The sequence below is a fragment of the Martinezella calliandrae genome, assembly GCF_030272695.1.
Lineage (GTDB): Bacteria > Pseudomonadota > Alphaproteobacteria > Rhizobiales > Rhizobiaceae > Rhizobium > Rhizobium calliandrae.
In genome coordinates this window covers 26646-45417 of record NZ_JARFYN010000023.1, presented here as the reverse complement: position 1 = coordinate 45417, position 18772 = coordinate 26646, and the positions used below count along the sequence as shown (strand labels likewise).

The following is an 18772-nucleotide window of genomic DNA, read 5'->3' as shown; positions in this document are numbered from 1 at the left end:
TCAAATCCGCCTCGAAGTAATGCACTGTCACACGGCTACAACTATCCCTTGCTTATACATTGACGTGACGATGGTGCTGGCGATCCGCTAGAGGGTCGAACAGGAGGGCTGGAATGTCTGAAATCGCGTTGAAGGTATTTTCCAATGCGGACGATGTTCACTTGGTGTGGTTGCATCAGGAAGACATCGTCGGATGCCTGGCCTTCGCAATCCAGTGCAAGCGCGATGAAGGTGAGCCGAAATTTCTGTCTAATCGAGCTCGTGAAGGGCGCGCGGCAGGGCGTTTTCCTCGTCATGTCCCAGCCGGGCAATGAACCGGTGCGCACGCTCCTTCGCATGCAGAGCGAGAAGAATCTCTGTGTGCGTGTGGTGGCGACCCAGCTGACGAGCTGGTCTCGAAGACTTCAAATTGCTGAAGCAGGTTCCCGAGCAGTTCTTTCTCGATACCGCCCAGGCAACCGGGGTGGACATGTCCGTCGGCCGGTGGGCGGTCGAAGGAACCGCGAATGAATTCAGAAACAGCATCGGCCACGCCATCACGCATTCCAAGGTGCTGGTGATCGACCCGTTCAGCGACGATCCCATCGTGGTCACCGGATCGCACAATTTTTCGAAGTCCGCGAGCCGCGACAACGACGAGAACTTCCTGGTGATCCGCGGTCACAAGGAAATCGCGAGGCACTATGCGATCAATGCGGTGCAGACCTACAACCATTATCGCTGGTGGGCTTATCTGGAAGAAGCCGAGCGGGAAGACAGGGACCCGTTTCAATCTGTCTCGCGATCCGAAGTGGCAGCGGCGGCGGACGACGGGCGAGACAAAGCGGATGCTGGCCTTCTGGCGTCCCGACGCCTGAGCCTGCGTTGAAACAGGGTGAGCGACCGGAACAAAAAAATGGGCCAGCGGAAACCGCGGCCCATGAAGTGTGAAGGTCAATAAACCTCCAGAGGGGAACAGCTGTTGCGGCGGCACTGGGAGGAGAGGCCACCATGTGCATCAGCTGTGTGCAGTATGGACGTTTTTTGATCAGGCGGAAGACATTTATTGTGCAATGCAGCTATGCGCATGCTGCGCTGCTTCCAAAACCCTGCTGCGAACTGAGCTTGGCTTAGCATCATGCGGCCACGGCGGGTCCCGTCATGGCCGCGGTCGCCAATGCCTCGTCGACATCACGAAGCTGCCGGCGCTTGTCGGCAAGCTCATCTCCAAATGCGAACATGCCGCCCTCGCGCGTGCGATAGGAGGCAAGGCGCCGTTCGGCGTCGTGCAGCCGCCGGCGATAACGTGCCTGTTCCTCGTCGAACCCGTCGAGTGCATGTTCGAGCCGCGAGACCGCGCCGAGCGGCGTGACGGTCACCGCCAGATCAATCTCCTGGGCCGCATTGGTACGCTGCAAGAGGGTCGTATAGCGATATCCGTCGTTCCTGCCGAACCGCTCGCCCGAATAGATCAGATCGAAGCCCCCGATGGCCGCGATCTGAACCTCGCCCTCCTGTTGCAACTGAACGAGCGTGAGGATTTCCTTCATCAGCGCGCGACCGGCAAGCTTGCGCTCGTCGTAGGGCTTGCCCACAACCGTCATGGCGAAGGCCTCGCCAGCGGTCGGCACGAGGCGCTTAAGGTCCGTGCCGATCTCTAAGACGCGGCGGGTCGACGTCTCGATCTCGCGTGCGGCGTCGCGGATCTGGCGGCGCACAGCATATTGATCGTCCTCGTGAGCGGCCCGCAGCCGTTCGAGAAGGGCGATGTCTTCCTCAAGCCCTGCCTTTTGCATCAGCCGTTCGTCGCCGCTCGCAATCGCCTTGGCCATTGCGAACTGGTTTGCAGCCCCTTCGCCCAGATCTTCAAGCCGGCGGATCGACGTATCGCCGGAAAGTGCTGCGGCAATGAAGCGGGCCTTGCGCTCGTTGTTCTGCCACATCGAGGCGTCGAGCGACCCTTGCGTGGCGTATGCGAAAATATCGACTTCGTCATGCTGGTTGCCCTGGCGCACGATCCGGCCCTCACGCTGCTCGATTTGCGAGGGCAGCCACGGGACGTCGAGATGATGCAGCGCCTTGAGGCGAAGCTGAGCATTGATGCCGGTGCCCATCGTGTCCGACGAGCCGATCAGGAAGCGGACCTTGCCGGCGCGGACGTCGGCAAACAGCCGCTGCTTGGCCTCGGTCTTCTTGTAATCCTGCATGAAGGCGATTTCGGATGCCGGAACGCCCATGCGCACAAGCTCGTCCCTGATCCAGCGGTAGGCCGAAAAGCCGCGGCTCTTCTCAACGTTGATGGTGCCGAGATCGGAGAAGATCATCTGCGCGGCGCCCGGCAGTTCGAAGGACTTGCCGTCGGGTCGCACAAACGTGCTTTGCGACGTCTCTTGCCAAATGCGGAAAGCGTTCTGGACCAGCAGGTTGAGCTTGTTGTCCGGCTCGTTGTCATTGTCCGCATCGACAAGACGGAGATCGATGGCGGCGTGGCGACCGTCGGTGATGACAGAAAGCAGGATGTCGTCGCCGGGCTGCGCCGGCCCCTCACGCATCTCGATCGCCTTGATCCGGGCATCGAGGATCGTCTGATAGTTCTTGAAGGCCTGCGTCGGCTTGGCTGTTAGAATCTGCCGGCGGCCGGTCGAGATATCAGGCACCTTGACGTATTCGCGGAGATCCTCGGGCATCACCACGTCGGCGAACGACCGGAACATCGCAATCAACTCCGGCACGTTCACGAAGCTCGCAAAACGGCTGACGGGCTTGTATTTGCCCGACGGCTGGATCTCCAGTTCCGTGGTCGTGTCACCGAAGGTAGAGGCCCAGGCGTCGAATTCATGCAGCCCGCGTTCGGTCAGCGCCGCGTGACCGAGCAGACGTTGGACCGAGAACATTTCGCCAAGCGTATTGGTGATTGGCGTCCCCGAAGCCAGAACCAGAGACCGGCCGGGGTTCTTCGTCTCGATGAAGCGGGACTTGACGTAGAGGTCCCAGGCACGCTGCGAACCGTTCGGGTCGATACCTTTCAGCGTAGACATGTTGGTGGCGAAGGAAAGCTTGCGGAATTCCTGTGCCTCATCGACGATGATCTGGTCGATGCCGATCTCCGAGATTGTCAGCAGATCGTCCTTGCGGGTCGACAACGCCTCCAACCGTTCCTTGAGGCCCTCCTTCAGCCGTTCGAGCCGCTTGCGCGAGACTCGATCCTCGCTGTCGACCTTGGTCAGCAGTTCCTCGTAGAGCTCGAGCTCATCCTGGATCATCTGTTGCTCGAAACTCGATGGCACGGCGATGAACCGGAAGGCCGAGTGCGTGATGATGATCGCATCCCAGGTTGCGGTAGCGGCGCGGGAAAGGAAGCGAGCCCGCTTGTCCTTCGAAAAATTCGTCTCGTCGGCGACGAGAATGCGGGCGTCCGGATAGAGCGCCAGGAACTCGCGCGCAGCCTGGGCCAGGCAATGGCCGGGCACCACCAGCATCGCCTTGGAGATCAGTCCGAGCCGGCGCTGTTCCATGATGGCGGCCGCCATCGTCATCGTCTTGCCGGCGCCGACGGCATGCGCGAGATAGGTTGAGCCGGACGAGATGATGCGCCAGATACCGCGTTTCGGGTGCCCATAAAGAACAAGGGCGCCAGAGGCGCCGGGCATGACTAGGTGTGAGCCGTCGAAACGCCTGGGCGCAATGTTGTTGAAGCGATCGTTGTAGACCAGCGCGAGCCGGTCGGTGCGATCAGGATCGGTCCAGACCCAGTTTTGGAAGGCCGTCTTGATCTTTTGCAGCTTGTCGCGCGCGGCTTCGGTATCGACAACGTTCAGCACGCGCCGCTCGCCGTCTCCATCCTTGAACACATCGAAGATCTGCGGGACGCGGCTGTTCAGCGCATCGGCGAGCAGTTCGCCGGCATGCCGGCGATCTGTTCCCCATTCCGATGTCCCGGCCGCCGTCCATCCGAGCTGCCGCGCCTCGACGGTCCAGGAGCCGAGTTCCGGCATGTGGTGGATCCTGATCTCCGCACCCATGGTCTCGTAAACGAAAGCGACAATGTCGGCCGCCGGAATCCAGGGTGCGCCAAGTCGAGCGGTGATGTCGGACGGGCGGAGATCGGCGGGCTGCACGTCTTGGAGCGCTCGGACATTCCGGCGATAGGCGGGATCGAGCTCGGCTGCAGCTGCCGCGGCAGCAAGTTTCGTGCGCACGGCCCCGGAGAGATAGGCATCGGAGGTTTGCCATGAGACGTCGGCGGGATCGCGAAAGATGGCGTCACCGAGCGTATCGGGAACTGCATCTGTGTCGCAATGGAGAAGCTCGGCGATATGCTCAAGGTCGACATGACCGCGATCGTTCAGCACGACAGCGAGCGCATCGGCAGCGGAGGTGATGACAGGCGGGGCAGGCGGAGCAATCATGCGCTCGGAAAAGATCGGCCCTGGTCTGGCAGTATCGGTTTCGAGATCATAGTCCTCGATGGAGGCGACCAGCCAGCAATCCGGGTCGTCCAGGAAGGGCGCAAGGTTCGGGCGGCGGTGCGTTTCGCGGACGTCACCGGTCTCTTCGTCCTCGCTGGTCGAAACCACAGTATGGTTGATCGGCCCGAAATCACGAACGAAGCTTGACCAGGCGATGCGCAGCCGCACTTGGCAGTCGCACCACGGCCGGTCGAATTCCTGCGCTTTCAGGACCTCGCGCACCGCGTCCCGGACGGGGATCAGCTTCTTGATGATCCGGACATGTTTTTCCGGGATGCCGTCGGCGCCGCGGCCCCTGCGGACCTGCACCACGATCGGTGCACCCTCGATGATCTGCATCAGGCCGTGCCTGCTGTCGATGAAGTAACTGCCTTCACGGACCCGGTTGCTGTCGGGTTTGAACTCGAGGATTTCCGCCAGCTCGTCTTCGAGATCGACATCGATTTCGGTCGGCTCGCCATCGTAGATGTCCTCCGGAAGACGCCGAACGGCCGCATCGAGTGCCGCCTCCACGTTCTCGCCGGCGCGTGGCAGGCAGGTATAGGTCTCGCCGAAGGGGCCGGAGGTCAGCGCGTGCGTGCCGAGCACCGAATCTGGATGTCGCGCGAACCAGCGGTTCACGCGGATCGGTCCTTCTTCCGCCGTGGCTGCGCGGACTTCGGCGAATTCGAGCCAGGCAAGATCGAGTGGCGGTTCGCCCGCCTTGCGCTTGCGAAAGAAGAGGACGTCGACGACGACATCGGTGCCGGCCTCCCGCCGCAAACTGCCTTCGGGCAGGCCGATGGCGCCGATCAGATCGGCGGCAGTTGCGATGTGATCCCGGCAGGTGCTGTCGGCCTTGTCCATGGTGCCGGTACTGGTGACGAAGGCGGCGAGCCCGGCGGGTTTCAGGAGATCGATCGACCGCGCGATGAAATAATCGTGCAGCCTAAGACCGAGCGAGCGGTATCGCCGGTCTGAGCGAACCGTCTGATCGGAGAAGGGCGGGTTGCCGATGGCAAGATCGTAGATCACATTGAGGTCGGTGCGCGCGAAATCACCGATGATGATGCGCGCCTTCGGCTGCAGCAGTCGCGCGATGCGGGCGGTGACCGGATCGAGCTCGAGGCCGGTGACATAGCTGATGTCACGATACCCGACAGGCATCAGCGCCGGAAACAGGCCTGTCCCGATCCCGGGTTCCAGCACCCGGCCGCCGCGCCAGCCGAGCCGCTGCAGGCCGGTCCAGATCGCCCGGACGATAAATTCGGGAGTGAAGTGAGCATATTGGGTGCAGCGCGCAAGCGAGACATAGTCGCTTTCCGTGACCGAATCCTCCAGGGAACGGGCGAGATTCTCCCAACCGTGGCGGAAGGCCGCTTCGCCCGGCCGGCGGAACATGCCGTTGGCGAGCTCAGAGCTGCCGAAACCGGTAAAGCGTATCAGCCTAACCTGCGCGTCGCGCGTTGCCGGCCGATCCTGTCTCTCGATCTCAGCGGCTGTGAGAATGACCGCGATGCTTAAACGCCCCCGTTCCTTCCAGGTGGCGGCCAAACCGCGATCGCCGTCGTCGAGGTAGAAGTTGGCGTGCGCTTCCTGCTTTCGTTGCGCCTTCTGCATGGCAGGCGGGAGGGCACGCGCGGGGGAAGGGGCAGGCGTCGTCGGATCCGGATCGTCGTCATTGGCGGCAAAACCGCCAAGGGCGGTGATGCCGATGCCAATGCCAGACGACAGCGCGCGGCCGGCGAAGATGTCGAGGGTTAAGGGATCGTTGCTCATTGAAAGCTCCTTGTGATAGCGCGAGCGTCGTCCTCCTGTCGCGGAAGACAGCAGGCTGTTCGCAGTGAATGGAAGGGGACGGCGTCCATGGCCGCCGGTATAAGGTCGGCAAAGCGCTCATCGCGCTCCACCTGACCATCTGCACGGCGACTGAGGCGAAGACGATGCGACGACGCGTGGCGGCTGGGCTTGCCACCATCATCGCCTTAGATTGTTCGGCATCGAGGAAGTCGATCCGCCGGCGATTGCTTCGCGCACGGATGCGATCGGGTAGTGAGCATGGCAACACCTTCTATGCCGCGATCGGTGAGGGGAGATGGCGCAACTGCACCGGCAGCTTGGCGGCGATCTCATCGTTGGTGAGATCTTCGAGCAGCTTCAGGAAGCTGCCCTCTTTGCGGCCATAGAGCAGCACCGTCCGTTTTCCACGCGCCGCTGCCGGCCAACGCGCACCGGCATAGCCGCGATAGTCGTCGGCCGTCGTGCTCCAGATGTGCTCGAGGCGCTCATCGCGTGTCATGGCGCGGATGTGGCAGCTTTCCCGGTCGATGATTGCGACACGCATGATCTCGACGGACGTCTTGTCTGAAAGGTCGCAATAGGCATGAAAATACCGGATCGCGTCATCGATGCGGGGCACGAAGAACACGGATGTCACGGAGCTGGTCAGGAATTCACGCATCGCGAACATCGAGCCGCGGATCCAGAGCGGCGGCAGGATCTCGAACATGTAGTCGTGCTCGGCTTCGGCGATTTCGAACCATTCGCCGGCGTAAAGCGGCGTTGCGTCACCGTCCCAGCGGTTCGGCCGCTGGACATGGCGGTCGAACAAGCGAAACATCTGTGGGCGAGTTGCGACGCCTTGAAACACTTTGCGGATTGAAGAGGTCATCTGCGCCTCCTTGCGCGGGCGGTGCGCATGCGGCACGCCTCGCCCTCTTTCCCTCCATCCTCCCTTTTCCTTTTCTCAGTGCCTCGCTTCGCGCGCAGCTTCAGAGCTTCATTCCAGTCCTCTTCGGGCGGGCGAAGTCGCACCCAGTCGCATCCGACCTCGTCGGCAAGCCCGCGCAACCGTTCGGCAAACGTATCGCCTTGAGGGTTGGCGTCGGTGGCAGCGACAAGCTGGACGTTCGGACCTGACGCAAGCGCGCCAAGTGCCGCGGCCGTGGTCGGCGACCAGCCGCCGCCGGTGCTGAGATAGAGCGTGCCGTCCCGCAGGCCCTCGATTGCCGCTAGGCTCATGGCGTCGATTGCGGCTTCGGTGACGGCGAGGCGCACCGCCGCATCCGAACCGAGGCGGAACAGGACCTTCTTTCCTCCGGAGGCAAACCCGCGGTATTGCGGACTGCGCGCCTCCCAGCCCGTCACAGCGCCTGCCTGGTTCCAATGGGCGGCCCACATGCTGCCTTGCGGACCTTCGCGAAGAAGGTTGCGTTTGATCGCGGCGCGGATAATCGCCGTCGGGAGGCAACGCTCGTCATGCAAGTAGCGCCAGGTCGACGAGCCCGGCCAGGGGAAGCGCCGAGCCTGCCAACGGTCCGAAATGGAAAGTTCGGACTGGCCGTCCGCAATGCGAGGCTGCCACTCGGGCGCGGAAATTTCGAACCCCACGAGGTTCGCGACCTTCTCGACACATGCCGGAAAGCTGACACGGTCGAGGTGCTCGACCAGGGCGAAGACATCGCCTTTCGCGTCGCTGAGCGGATCGAACCATCCACGCCCTTCATGCGTCACTATGATGATCTCTCCGCGGCGGCGAAACTTCACCGCTCGCCGGGTGCTCTCCTTGACGTCTATGGCAAACCCGGTCTGCTCCAGCACCGCGGCGCAGCTTACCTTTTCGCGCAGCGCCGCTATTTCTCCTCTATCCATTTTCCTTCCGATCGCGAGAGCGATCGCCTCCAATTCGTCAGCTTTATTCGTCCGCCGCTTCAGCGGCCGCGAAGAGCAAAGGCGGCAAGGGCGCGGCTGGCAATTTGGTGAATCATGCAAGGTCGGCCGCGGCGAAGCCTCCCTTGCGGCCTGCCGCTCGCAAGCGGCACGCCGAAGGCCATGGCGCCGGCTCAATGCCAAGGCGTGTACTCGTGAACGATCTCAAGATCGTCGTCGTCGATTTCGTCGGACGGCAGGACGCCGTATTCGCCGTCGACGGTGAAGAGCGTGACCGGGACCATCAGGTCGCGGGAGAGCTGGAAAGCGTAGGACTGGGCGAGTGAGAGGTCGTGTGACATGGGTGAGGCTCCTTGCAAGCGGACCAATTCCCGCTCGATGGCTCCTCAAAAGGCCCGGTGGCGGGCGCGATCACCGCGATGCGAAGCGGAAGCGGCCGCAGCTTGACTAGCGGACCCCTTGTGGGTTGATCGTGGAAGATCCGGAACCTGGCCAGGACGCCATCGACAAAGAGCGGGATTGGGCTGCTTCGACGGAAGTTTCACACAACGACGCTCGGTTGCATCGACAGGGTTGCGATCTGCCGGCTGCGACACCCGAACCGCGGTGAGGCGTGCGCTCGAGCATTGGCCGCCATCGGCACCCGGTGGAGAAAGCGGGCTGAGTTACATCCCTCCTTTTTAGAGGAACGTCTCTCTTTTCAGACATAATTATCATGCAGCCTATGGAGGTTTTGTAAGCTTCGTGCTGCATATTTTGGCGATCTGTAGCATGAAGGTCTCAAATGCCCACTCCCGATAACTCTCCCGCTGCGGTGCGACGAGCGCTGCGTAAACTCGGAGCGGACATTCACGATGCCCGCCGACGGCTACCGATGGCAGTCGTGGCTGAGCGCGCGTTCACGTTGCGTTCGACGCTGCAAAGGGTCGAAGCTGGTGACACCAATGTCAGCATTGGCATCTACGCAAGCGCTTTGCAGGCGCTTGGCCTACTCGACGGACTGAGCCACGTCGCCGACATCAGCAATGACAGCATTTGTCAGGCGCTCGCCAGCGCGCAATTGCCCAAGCATGCCCACCCCAAGCGGCCAACTGGATCATCTGGCAATGGCTGACTTCGAAGTACACATCGACCTCAACGGTCGCTCGCGGCCGATTGGCCTAGCACGAACTAATCGTGTCAGGGGCGCGGAGACAATCCGCTTCGAGTAAGACGGTGCGTGGCGTCAGGACCCTGATCGGTTCTCCCTGGAACCAGCCCTTGCCTTAACCCGTGGTGCTTTCGCCCCTCCGGCCGGATTGGCTACGTTCGGTTCCATCGGCGACTCCGCGCCCGATACCTGGGGCCGCCGCCTTGCAGAGAGCGATTATCTTCTCGGGGTTGCGGACGAAGCGCGGCCTGGCGTGCTTCGATTTCGGTGGACCAGGACGTTTTCCAGGCACCTATCCGCGCCGGGATTGCCGGCCCTTATTGAACGTGGACGGCTGCTTCAAATCACCGAGCGCATTCTAAGAGATGAAGTGACAGATGAGGACATTCAGCTCGTTTTCGCGCCCGGCTCGTCTCTAGACCTCGCCTGCTCGGTCGACCTACTAGTGGCCGCTTCGGAGTTCCTTGCGCTCACGCTGGCGCAGACCCGCACCGTTATCAAAGATGTGGCGACGGTGACGGCGAACTGGCGCGATATGGCCAAGGCGGCCGGATCAACCGCATGGCCAGCCCTTTCGAGCATGACGAGCTCAAACGGGCTCTAGCGCTATGACAAGGATTTTCCGCACGATTACGATCCGCCACAGCCAGCTTCGTGACCAGCGCGTCTGTCTCCAGTCGTTTAGCCCCATTGAGACATTGCTCGGCTCTGCGCGAGGAAACAGCTCGCGCCGTCTCTCAATGAACGGCATCAATATTTATGCCATTTGGGTGATAACGTTTGGGTGAAACATCTTGGTTTACTTTCAAAAGCTTAGCAAAGAACGGCAAAGAAACTGCCAAACAAAGCTCTGTCGTCACATCGCTAAAATTGACACAATGTCGGGAAGACGCCGAGAACTGGACACTCAGGCGAGCCGTTGTGCCCCAATGCACTGCCCTTGCTTGATGACGAATGGACCGCCCCGCTGCCGCCTTCGTTCTGGCAAATGATGCGCCAGCTACAAATCCCGACCTCCTGAGAATAGCCATATCGACAGATAGTCTCATGGTTCGGCCTTGCAGATGTAGCTGGGTAAGCTTCAGGTATTGCGAAATCTGATAGTGACTTTCCGACGATTGGTGTGATTGATCGCAGGTACCGGTCGGGACTCACGCGTCAACTGCCGCAAAGTTGATGGCAGCGCGAATTCAAAAGTAATCAAAGTTTGGGCCGCCTAGAGGGGTGATCAGGCGGCCCACTGGCCGCAGGTGCGGCCGCTTAGGCGACAATAGGGACAAATCGCCTGTGGAAACGATATAGTTCGATTTTTTTAAAAGCAATGCAGATTTTGAATTAATTGAAGTCCGTTTTAAGGCGACGGTGGGATCTCTGGGAGGCAATGTCCACAGATGCGCAAACTTGGCGTGCCGCTCACCGAACATTAGCAACGAACGTGCCAAAGGCATGTGCGATCTACTGAATATGGAGGAGAGCGGAAAAAATCCGGAAGCCAAAATCATCAAGGTGGACGCAAAATTTGATACGTCGGCCGATGGCCGACCGCATCATCGGGCCAGTCGCGAGTCCTCACCGCAGGACTTACGTGCCCAAGCACAGACCTGGGCAGGGGCAGCGACCTGGCTGCTCATGGCCACGACCGCCTGCTGTAGCCGCACCTCCAGCGAGTCGATGCCCACCTCCTCACAAGTGGCCGCACCGGATTGAGGCAGCAGCGGCAGCACGCTACGCACGCGTTCCGCCAGCCAAGCATAAAGCGGCGAGGCTGTGCCGCCGCCGACTGGACATTCGCAGAACAGCCCCGACATCGGCAGCCCGGCCGTCTCGAAAGCCTCAACCAGCCGACCGGCGATGTCCGGATGCGCTATCGTCGGCCGGAAGCTTTCTAGCAGCCACTGTCCCGCCTGCTGCCACAGCGGCACCAAAGGACGGGAGCGGAACTCATCGAGGAAATCCACCTCATGGAACGCCAGAATGCCGCCCGGCGCCAATCGCGCGACCGCCCGGCGAAGCGTGTCGATCGGATCCGGCAGATAGCATAGGACGAAGCGGCCGATGACGGCGTCGAACCGTTTGTCGGCCATAACGGTGTCGACGGCCTCGTCGGCCGCCGCATGCAGGAAGCGGATCTGCGCCAGACCCATTTCCTTTGCCCGTGCCCGCGCCGTGACGAGCGCTTCCTCGCTGCGATCCACGCCTAGTACCGCTCCGGACCGGCCGACCAGCTCTGCCGCCAGAAGGGACACATCGCCGGGGCCGCAGCCGAGATCGAGCACCCGCATGCCCGGAGCTAGCCCGGCTGCGCGAAGCAATCGCTCAGTCATCGGCCGCAGTGCCGCGGCCTGCAGGATCAGCCTGCGCATCTCCGATTCTGAATGTCCCAGAGCGTATTCAGCAAAACGACTTGAGGAACTCAATGGCAATCTCCTAGCGATCTCGGACGCCGAGCGAATAGTTTGGCAATCATCTGCAATAATAGATTCGCCTCAGATTTGAACATCGTTTCCAAATCAGCATGGGACGAGCCTCTGGGCCGTTGTGTGCCGAAGGATGAGATGATGGCCCACCGTGACCGCTCGGGTGCCGATCGAACGTTGTCAGCTGTGAGACAATGTCGGGGATCAAACAATGCGTTGCGGAGTGATCATGTTGTTTGCCAATGACTTTTCGATTGGCACTTGCGTCGGATCGCCGGCCACGCTGGCACGCAAGACGAGGAAAATTACATGATCAGCTCACCGGCCTTTCGCACGGAACTCTCCTTCAATGCTCTAGCAGCTATGGCGGACTTGATTTGCATTTCGGCAAGCCAGCATCGGAGGTCCGCAGACACACATCGGACGTGATCACAGGTCACGGCAAAAGGGATTAGGACAAAAGTGAACATTCACACTGCTTTGCAAAAGCCCAGCCGCATATCGACCGCCGCCGATCTGAAGGCTGCCAAGGAAGGAACGGCACGCGAAGCGCGGGATGGAGCCATGTAACGCGCCAAAGCCGCAAACCCACCACCGTCGCACTGCATGTATTACAGGCAAGCGGCACCACAATTCCTAAAAATAGCGATGGCAATGCAGAAATTGACGGATCAGATTGATGCTATCCGCCGGACAAATGGTACGGCTCACATGGCGGGCGCAAGCGGCCAATGCGGCTCTCGCGACACAGAATCGGGAACATTGGCTGTGGGGCGGATGCTCGATGCAATTCACGATCTGGCTCCCGCGGTGCTGGCCAGTGCAGCCGAGATCGAAGCCGAACGCCGCATGCCGTCAGATCTTATCGAGAAGTTACGGTCGATCGGAGTATACCGCATGTTCGCGCCACGCAGCCGTGGCGGGTTTGAGCTGGATTTACCCTCGGGAATGGAAGTGATCAGCGCTTTGGCTCGACTCGACGGCTCAGTCGGGTGGACCGCGATGATCGGCAGCGTCTCGGCCATTGTGAGTCCTCGATTGCCGAGACAGACCTACGATCTGATGTATCGTGACAAGTCGGACGTCATTATATCTGGATGACAGCCTGACGCTGCTGCAGCGCGACGCGGAGGACGAACCTCTGAGTCGAGGCTAACGACATGACGAGTGGCGCGGATTGCGACACGACCGATATCGTCGGCCCAGCCGCGTGCCGCTTTCAGCTCACATGCGTACTGATACGACGGCGCTCGTGTTCCTCTTCGACGGCCTGCATGCCTGCTTCATGTGCGTCAGCTAGGCCATTGGCTGCGAACATCGTCATGAGACGAACGGGGCTGCCGATGCGGCTGGTGCAGATGCTGAGAGACATGCGCGGCACTCCTCTTGAACTCGAGGAACCACAGATACAAGGACCGGGACTCGTTGAGAGCCCCGGATGCGATCGGAGAGTTAAGTTTCCACGATCGACGAAGGTTCGGCGCTGCCGAGTTTGGTATCGAAATCGATGATGTAGTGTTTCCCGAACCCGCATATCGCCCGCAGCGGCATACTGAGGAGAAACTTCAATGCATCAATCGTGTTCGATAGCTTCCCGAAGATCGACCAGATGACGCTCGGTATCAAAATCAGAAAGCACGCTAGGAGGAACGCAACTGGGATCACCATAGCGAAAAGTATGTTGTTACGAACGATCACCCGTTTCCGCTTAACGAACATGCCGCAAGCGAGCGGTCCTGTGATTGCAATCCGCTCATAGCCATTCGCTTTCAGGATTTTCCGCAACTGGATAGTGTCGCGCGAAAACCTAGAGGCGATAAGTTCAGGATCGTTTCGAAGCTCTATTCTCAATTTGAAAATGGCAGGTGAGCTTACGTGGACCGATGCGGTCTTCTTTGCTGACCCGGTAATCTCAGCCGAGATGGGTGTGACGTCTGCAAACGAAAAAACCGTTCCTGGAATGCCTTTGGGATCAGTGCTGCCCCAGAGGGCGGCGGTCTCACAAAATGACAGTGTTTGCATGGAAGCTCCTTATGGAGCCTCAACCTACACGCGGCTGGTGTACCTGACATTAAATCGGTTGTTAGACTTGTGCCGATTCGAGATTATCGCCTCGTCCGCCCAGCCTTGAGACGATTGCCACTATGATTCTGGCACTCGGTGTATTGCAACTTCGTCTGAAAGGTGGACAGCAGTATCTGGTTTCCGAACTTCCGACCGACTTCCTATCGATCAATCCGGCCTTTGCGTGCGCGCGATGAACAGATACCCTAGCGCTCTCTGTGGTACGACGGATGTAAGCGCCGGTCGCAGAAATTCCCTTTTCGTTCGATGGGTCGACGGTTCGAGTCCTTTCAAGGCGGTCGATCTTGTCTGCGAAACAGGACGTATAGGCGAAATACAGCATCCTTTATGATCCTCGCTCCGTTGGCCAAATCTTCGATCCGATCCGCTTGAAATCTGACACCGCAAGCGCGCCACGCTCATTCCTCGATTTCGATCCCGGCTCGGCCAGCCGAGCGAAAACCGACGAAAAAGAAACCTCCCAGATCTCAACGGGGTCGAGAGTTCCGTTGTGGAGCAGCACCAGCATGACGACGTCGCATGGATCTTCCGGTTTGATCGTGCCTATCCGCTGGGTGCGGCTGACCGCGGGGTCATAGGCTCTTCCCTTGATTTCCTTGATTAGAACTCGCTCCAGGCCGGCAGCCGTGTGGCGCAAGGCATCGTATCCGGCGGTACGGGGAGGGACCAATTCAAGCCCGAGGAGTTCGCCTGCAATATATTCGGCAATTTCGCCTGTCACGCCAAGTGGCTTGCCGCTGATGCGGTAATATTCGGCTGCGAGCGGCTTCACGGCCGCAAGTATATCCTTCACGAGAACTGCCGCTGCTTTTGGAACTGCGTCCATCGTCTCCTCCTGTGCGGCAATTGCTCCCAGGTCGGTTTGTCAATAGTTATCGAATATCGCAGGTCGGATCTTGCGTTGCATAGGATGCCGGGTGCCATTATTTTTTGTGCGATCAGGCGACGAGAGCTGGAAATGGATTCGCAACTCGACATGTTTTCGAAGGCGCCGCCTCCTGCGGTGGAAGAGGTGAGCCCACGCGTGGCGCTGCGACGACGACCGCAGCCCGCAACATTGTCCGACGAAGACATGGCGCGAAAGCTTCAAGAGAGCGGAAACTATCGCGTCCTCAGGAAGCTCGTCGCTCGGGCTATTGCCCCGGTCAGGCGGCCGGAGTTCTCCCGTATCGGGGTCACGCTCGACACCGAGACTACGGGTCTCAATCACCGGACCGACGAGATCATCGAGATCGGTGCAGTCGCCTTTACCTTCAACGATGATGGAATGATCGGTGACGTTATCGGTGTCTATGGCGGCTTGCAGCAGCCGTCCGCGCCGATCACGCCCGAGATCACTCGACTTACGGGAATCACGGACGCGATGGTGGAGGGAGAGGTGATTGATATCCGCTCCCTGCGTAAACTGATTGAACCGGCAGACCTGATCATTGCACACAATGCCGGGTTTGACCGGCCGTTCTGCGATGTTTTCTCACCTGTCTTTTCCGGCAAGGCGTGGGCCTGCTCGGTTTCGGAGATCGATTGGAGCGCTCGCGGCTTCGAAGGCACGAAGCTCGGCTACCTCGTAGGCCAGGCCGGCTATTTCTACGAGGGCCACCGCGCCGTGGACGACTGCTTTGCGCTTCTGGAGATCCTCGATCGGCAGCAGACAAACGAAGAAAGCCCCTTCCAAGAATTATACCGCGCCAGCCAGCAATCGCGTGTTCGCATCTTTGCCGAGCACAGTCCGTTCGACATGAAGGACCATCTGAAGGCGAGGGGTTATCGCTGGTCGGACGGTAGCGACGGTCGCCCGAAGTCCTGGTGGATCGAAGTCGACGAAGACGATCTCAACGACGAGCTTCGCTATCTGCGCTCAGACATCTATCAGTGGGATGAGGCGGACCCGCCGATTTTACACCTGACGGCCTTCGATCGGTTCAGAGCCTGATCGAAAGATGATACAGCCGGATCTGTTACCTATGCGATCATCGCATAGGTGTGGTGATGCCTTGGCGCTGCAAAAAGCGAGGGCTTCATATTATATGTCTCTCATCGAAGCGAACGGAGCGCCGTGGATGGCAGCTGGGCGTCGAATGCCCAAGGAAAGGGGTCATCATGAACGTCGCACGCTCTTTGAACAATTGGCGCAAGTACCGTCAGACGGTCGCTGAACTGGGCCGTATGTCGACCCGTGAACTGCACGATCTCGGTATCGATCGCGGTGATATACGTAACGTTGCCCGCGCCCCGGTCGCCCACTGACAGCTCGAACGCTATTCATTTCGTCCTTTTGTCGGCGCCTGCTTGTCCTCAAGCGGGCGCTTTTGTTTGATAACTCTGGCGCTTCCTCGTGAAAGCCGCACGTTCTTGAGCTTCCCGCTTTTCGCATGGCGCATGACTGCCCTGCAAAGAAATGCCTATCACACGGGCAAAATATGTCTATGCTCCAACCCATCGAAGCGATGCACCTCCTCCCGCATCCCTTCGATTTGCAGGCGCTCTTATCCTCCTCCCAAGATCGTCTGCGGGAACAGCGGCACTCCTCCTCCCAGCTGTTGTTCGGTTCTTTTCGAAAGCCTGCCGCACCTCCTCCCGCGGCAGGCTTTTTCGTTTTGGGAGCGACGTGGTTATCTCTGTGCCCGATGGACGGGTGTGGTTCCCATAGACGATATCCGATGAGCTGTTGCGGGATATCCTAGCGACCCTTGCCCTGCGCTGTGTGCTTTCTTTCACTTACAGGATGCCTGTCACAGTCTTCCTCTCCTATGGCTGTTTCTACCGCACCTTCTATATTACGACACCGTTCCGCCAGCATGGGCTGTCGGAGACCGGAATTGGAGAAGGCCGACAATGGCAACAGGTACTGTAAAGTGGTTCAATGCGACGAAGGGTTTCGGTTTCATCCAGCCAGATGACGGCAGCGCGGACGTGTTCGTTCATATCTCGGCTGTGGAACGCGCAGGCATGCGCAGCCTGAATGATGGCCAGAAGATCACCTACGAGCTCGTGAAGGATCGTAAGTCCGGCAAGATGTCGGCAGACAACCTCGAAGGCTGATGTCCATTGGCAAAGCCGGCTTTGGTTGGCTTTGCCAAATGCATGACCGGCGGCCCCAGTGGGTACCAGATTGCGGCTTGATGACTCGTAGGGAGAATTCGAACGCAATCTCATAGTAATGTGAGCCGCGCGAACCGTAGGATCAAGCTTGAGCTATTCGACTCACTTTAGCCTTTTGTATCTATGCATCTTGCTCTCCAGGCTCAGCGCGTTTGACGAACTCCTCCCGTTGCTTTGCCGTACCATCTTTGAAATTTGGGTAACGAAAAATAGTCTGCCAAGAAAGCCTCCACCAGGATAATCTTGGCTCGACAGTGGGGTTTCGATTCGTCCGGGCTAAGGGCGACGTTTCCCTTATCGTGCCTACTAAACATAGAGGGTCCCGGCAGGATGGACGGCAAGGTCGAATTGGAAATCTTCGAGGACGGTGGCGTCTTTCGCCATGGCGACGACTATGACGGAATTGTCGAAGAACTGGACAACGCGCTCGATCAGCGCGATGCGGGAACCATCACACCCGCGAAGTATCTCAAGACGCTCAAGGCGCTGGTCGAGCGCCACCCGCATTTCATCGACGGCCATGCCCATCTCGGCAACGCCCTTATCGAGGAAGGAAAACCGAAACTTGCGCTTCAGGCCTGCCTTCACGGTCTTGTAGCAGGCGAGCGTGCCATCCCTGCCGAGTTTTCGGGGCGGATCGAATGGAGCTTTCTAGAGAATCGTCCTTTTCTGCGTGCGGCCCATGGTGCGGTCCTGTCCCAGCTTCGCCTCGGCCGGCGCCAAGAGGCGTTGCGGTTGATGGAGAGGATGCTCGCCTGGAACCCGAACGACAATCAGGGCATCCGCTATCTGATCGGTTCGGAATATTTGCGAGCCGGTGAGACAAAGGAAGCCGAGCGCATCTTCGTGGACGAAGCCGGGCACTATCCACCTTATCATTACGAGCACGCGCTACTGCGCCTGAAGGCCGGCGATCCGATCTCCGCTGCGACCAGTCTGCGGCGTGGTTTCGTGGCGAATGGCTATATTGCCGAGATCCTCTCGGGCAACCCCGAACCGATGCCTCTCGCGATCTGGCACGGCTCCAATCTCGCCGAACCGGAGACGGCTCGCGACTATCTGGACCATTGTGGCGACCTGTGGCAGCGGACACCGGGGGCTATCGCTTTCGTGCGTTGGCTGCACACGCATCCAAAAATTCTGATCGAGCGTGCCGCGATTCTCGATTGCCAGGAGGCGCTGCTGTGGGAGTTCGACCCCGCTCACCGCCGGCACATCCTCGATCGTGAGGATGCCGCACTCGGGCGGATCGACGACGCCCTCTCTAACGAGATCATTCAAAGTCGCGCCGATCGCCATGGCCGGCAGGTCGAGCCGTGGTGTTATCGACCAACTCGATTTTGAAATCTTCAATGGGCGTGGTGCGCGGATCTTTGACCAAACTGGTGTAAGGCAAGCGGCACGCCAGCCGAAGTTACACGGGCAGCTGTCCTCGCAGTGCTGGTGGCGGCGTACGCTTCAGTGACGCGAGCGAAGCAGTACCATTGCCGGGCCTGCCAAAGCTGCAACCGCGATCAACAGGGAGATTCCCACCTTCAATGCTTTTATTCGGCGCGTCCTGACGCCGCTCCAATCATACGCCAACTTCTTCCCCCAAGTGCTGCTCTAGCGTAACCTGACCTAGCGGCTTCCTGCCACATGGCAAGGGGATTGCACTAGGAATCCCCTTGAGTCGGCTGCAACCACCGAGCGAGGAGGGCCCTACATCGTGGCAGTGAGGCAGGGCCAAGGCACCGTTTAGCTTCTTTTGCGCTGACGCCGACGAAGCATAAAGGTGCCCGCCGGTGAATCTCGGTTCGCAATCCGTTGTGAAGGCGGTCCGCGCAGCAGCCACAAAGGCGTCCGCGCATATTCAGCGGGGTCTTCCACTAGTCACCGCGAACGCCATTCACATGCTTTACGCTGCGTCGCGACTCCATTAA

The 18772-nt window shown here is 59.7% G+C and carries 17 protein-coding genes; 9 read left to right on the top strand and 8 right to left on the bottom strand.

Translation table 11 applies throughout. The annotated features are described in order from the left end of the window. Positions 1 to 113 precede the first annotated feature (113 nt). Together PY650_RS18450 and PY650_RS18445 are read left to right on the top strand one after the other, a co-directional pair. Positions 114 to 314, top strand: a complete 201-nt coding sequence (locus PY650_RS18450) for a hypothetical protein (protein WP_285880929.1) — start codon at positions 114 to 116, stop codon at positions 312 to 314. A 95-nt stretch (positions 315 to 409) separates the two neighbouring features. Next, entirely contained in the window at positions 410 to 868 is a 459-nt protein-coding gene (locus PY650_RS18445) for a phospholipase D-like domain-containing protein (RefSeq protein WP_285880926.1), read from the top strand. Positions 869 to 1115: 247 nt separating this feature from the next. Here the strand turns inward: PY650_RS18445 and PY650_RS18440 are convergent, their stop codons facing one another. The 4 genes from PY650_RS18440 to PY650_RS18425 form a co-directional block, all read right to left on the bottom strand. Next, positions 1116 to 6206 (bottom strand): helicase-related protein, encoded by a 5091-nt coding sequence (locus tag PY650_RS18440; RefSeq protein WP_285880924.1) that lies wholly within the window; start codon positions 6204 to 6206, stop codon positions 1116 to 1118. A 292-nt stretch (positions 6207 to 6498) separates the two neighbouring features. Beyond that, positions 6499 to 7098 (bottom strand): DUF1419 domain-containing protein, encoded by a 600-nt coding sequence (locus PY650_RS18435; RefSeq protein ID WP_285880923.1) that lies wholly within the window; start codon positions 7096 to 7098, stop codon positions 6499 to 6501. Further along, on the bottom strand, positions 7095 to 8078 hold the full coding sequence (locus PY650_RS18430) for a DUF3991 and toprim domain-containing protein (RefSeq protein WP_285880921.1): 984 nt from the start codon (positions 8076 to 8078) through the stop codon (positions 7095 to 7097). Before PY650_RS18430 ends, PY650_RS18435 begins: the two co-directional genes overlap by 4 nt. Positions 8079 to 8269: 191 nt before the next feature. Continuing rightward, a complete protein-coding gene (locus tag PY650_RS18425; RefSeq protein WP_285880919.1) occupies positions 8270 to 8437 on the bottom strand; it encodes a hypothetical protein in 168 nt (55 codons plus the stop codon). A gap of 443 nt (positions 8438 to 8880) precedes the next feature. On the opposite strand from PY650_RS18425, the gene PY650_RS18420 reads away from it, so the two are divergent. Both PY650_RS18420 and PY650_RS18415 read left to right on the top strand, forming a co-directional pair. After that, the gene (locus PY650_RS18420; RefSeq protein ID WP_285880917.1) at positions 8881 to 9210 is read left to right on the top strand and encodes a hypothetical protein; all 330 of its coding nucleotides are present in this window, start codon (positions 8881 to 8883) and stop codon (positions 9208 to 9210) included. Between the two features lie 406 nt (positions 9211 to 9616). Continuing rightward, positions 9617 to 9850, top strand: coding sequence for a hypothetical protein (locus PY650_RS18415; protein ID WP_285880915.1), 234 nt, complete (start codon positions 9617 to 9619; stop codon positions 9848 to 9850). A gap of 943 nt (positions 9851 to 10793) precedes the next feature. Here the strand turns inward: PY650_RS18415 and PY650_RS18410 are convergent. Next, a complete protein-coding gene (locus PY650_RS18410) occupies positions 10794 to 11663 on the bottom strand; it encodes a class I SAM-dependent methyltransferase (RefSeq protein WP_285880913.1) in 870 nt (289 codons plus the stop codon). 654 nt (positions 11664 to 12317) lie between these two features. Here PY650_RS18410 and PY650_RS18405 point away from each other — a divergent pair. Further along, entirely contained in the window at positions 12318 to 12764 is a 447-nt protein-coding gene (locus PY650_RS18405; RefSeq protein ID WP_285880912.1) for an acyl-CoA dehydrogenase family protein, read from the top strand. Positions 12765 to 12882: 118 nt separating this feature from the next. On the opposite strand, the gene PY650_RS18400 is transcribed toward PY650_RS18405, so the two are convergent. From PY650_RS18400 to PY650_RS18390, 3 genes are all read right to left on the bottom strand, one after another. Then, positions 12883 to 13035, bottom strand: a complete 153-nt coding sequence (locus tag PY650_RS18400) for a hypothetical protein (RefSeq protein ID WP_285880910.1) — start codon at positions 13033 to 13035, stop codon at positions 12883 to 12885. 80 nt (positions 13036 to 13115) lie between these two features. Then, complete coding sequence (locus tag PY650_RS18395; protein WP_285880909.1) at positions 13116 to 13685, bottom strand: hypothetical protein; 570 nt, start codon at positions 13683 to 13685, stop codon at positions 13116 to 13118. Positions 13686 to 14073: 388 nt separating this feature from the next. Next, positions 14074 to 14574: a hypothetical protein gene (locus tag PY650_RS18390; protein ID WP_285880908.1), complete on the bottom strand. Its 501-nt coding sequence runs from the start codon at positions 14572 to 14574 to the stop codon at positions 14074 to 14076. Between the two features lie 132 nt (positions 14575 to 14706). Between PY650_RS18390 and PY650_RS18385 the strand changes: the two genes are divergently transcribed. The 4 genes from PY650_RS18385 to PY650_RS18370 all read left to right on the top strand — a co-directional run bounded on the left by PY650_RS18385 (position 14707) and on the right by PY650_RS18370 (position 18194). After that, positions 14707 to 15681, top strand: a complete 975-nt coding sequence (locus tag PY650_RS18385) for a 3'-5' exonuclease (RefSeq protein ID WP_285880906.1) — start codon at positions 14707 to 14709, stop codon at positions 15679 to 15681. A 167-nt stretch (positions 15682 to 15848) separates the two neighbouring features. Continuing rightward, on the top strand, positions 15849 to 15995 hold the full coding sequence (locus PY650_RS18380) for a DUF1127 domain-containing protein (protein ID WP_285880905.1): 147 nt from the start codon (positions 15849 to 15851) through the stop codon (positions 15993 to 15995). A 588-nt stretch (positions 15996 to 16583) separates the two neighbouring features. After that, the gene (locus PY650_RS18375; protein ID WP_285880904.1) at positions 16584 to 16790 is read left to right on the top strand and encodes a cold-shock protein; all 207 of its coding nucleotides are present in this window, start codon (positions 16584 to 16586) and stop codon (positions 16788 to 16790) included. 390 nt (positions 16791 to 17180) lie between these two features. After that, entirely contained in the window at positions 17181 to 18194 is a 1014-nt protein-coding gene (locus PY650_RS18370) for a tetratricopeptide repeat protein (RefSeq protein WP_285880903.1), read from the top strand. Positions 18195 to 18772 lie beyond the last annotated feature (578 nt).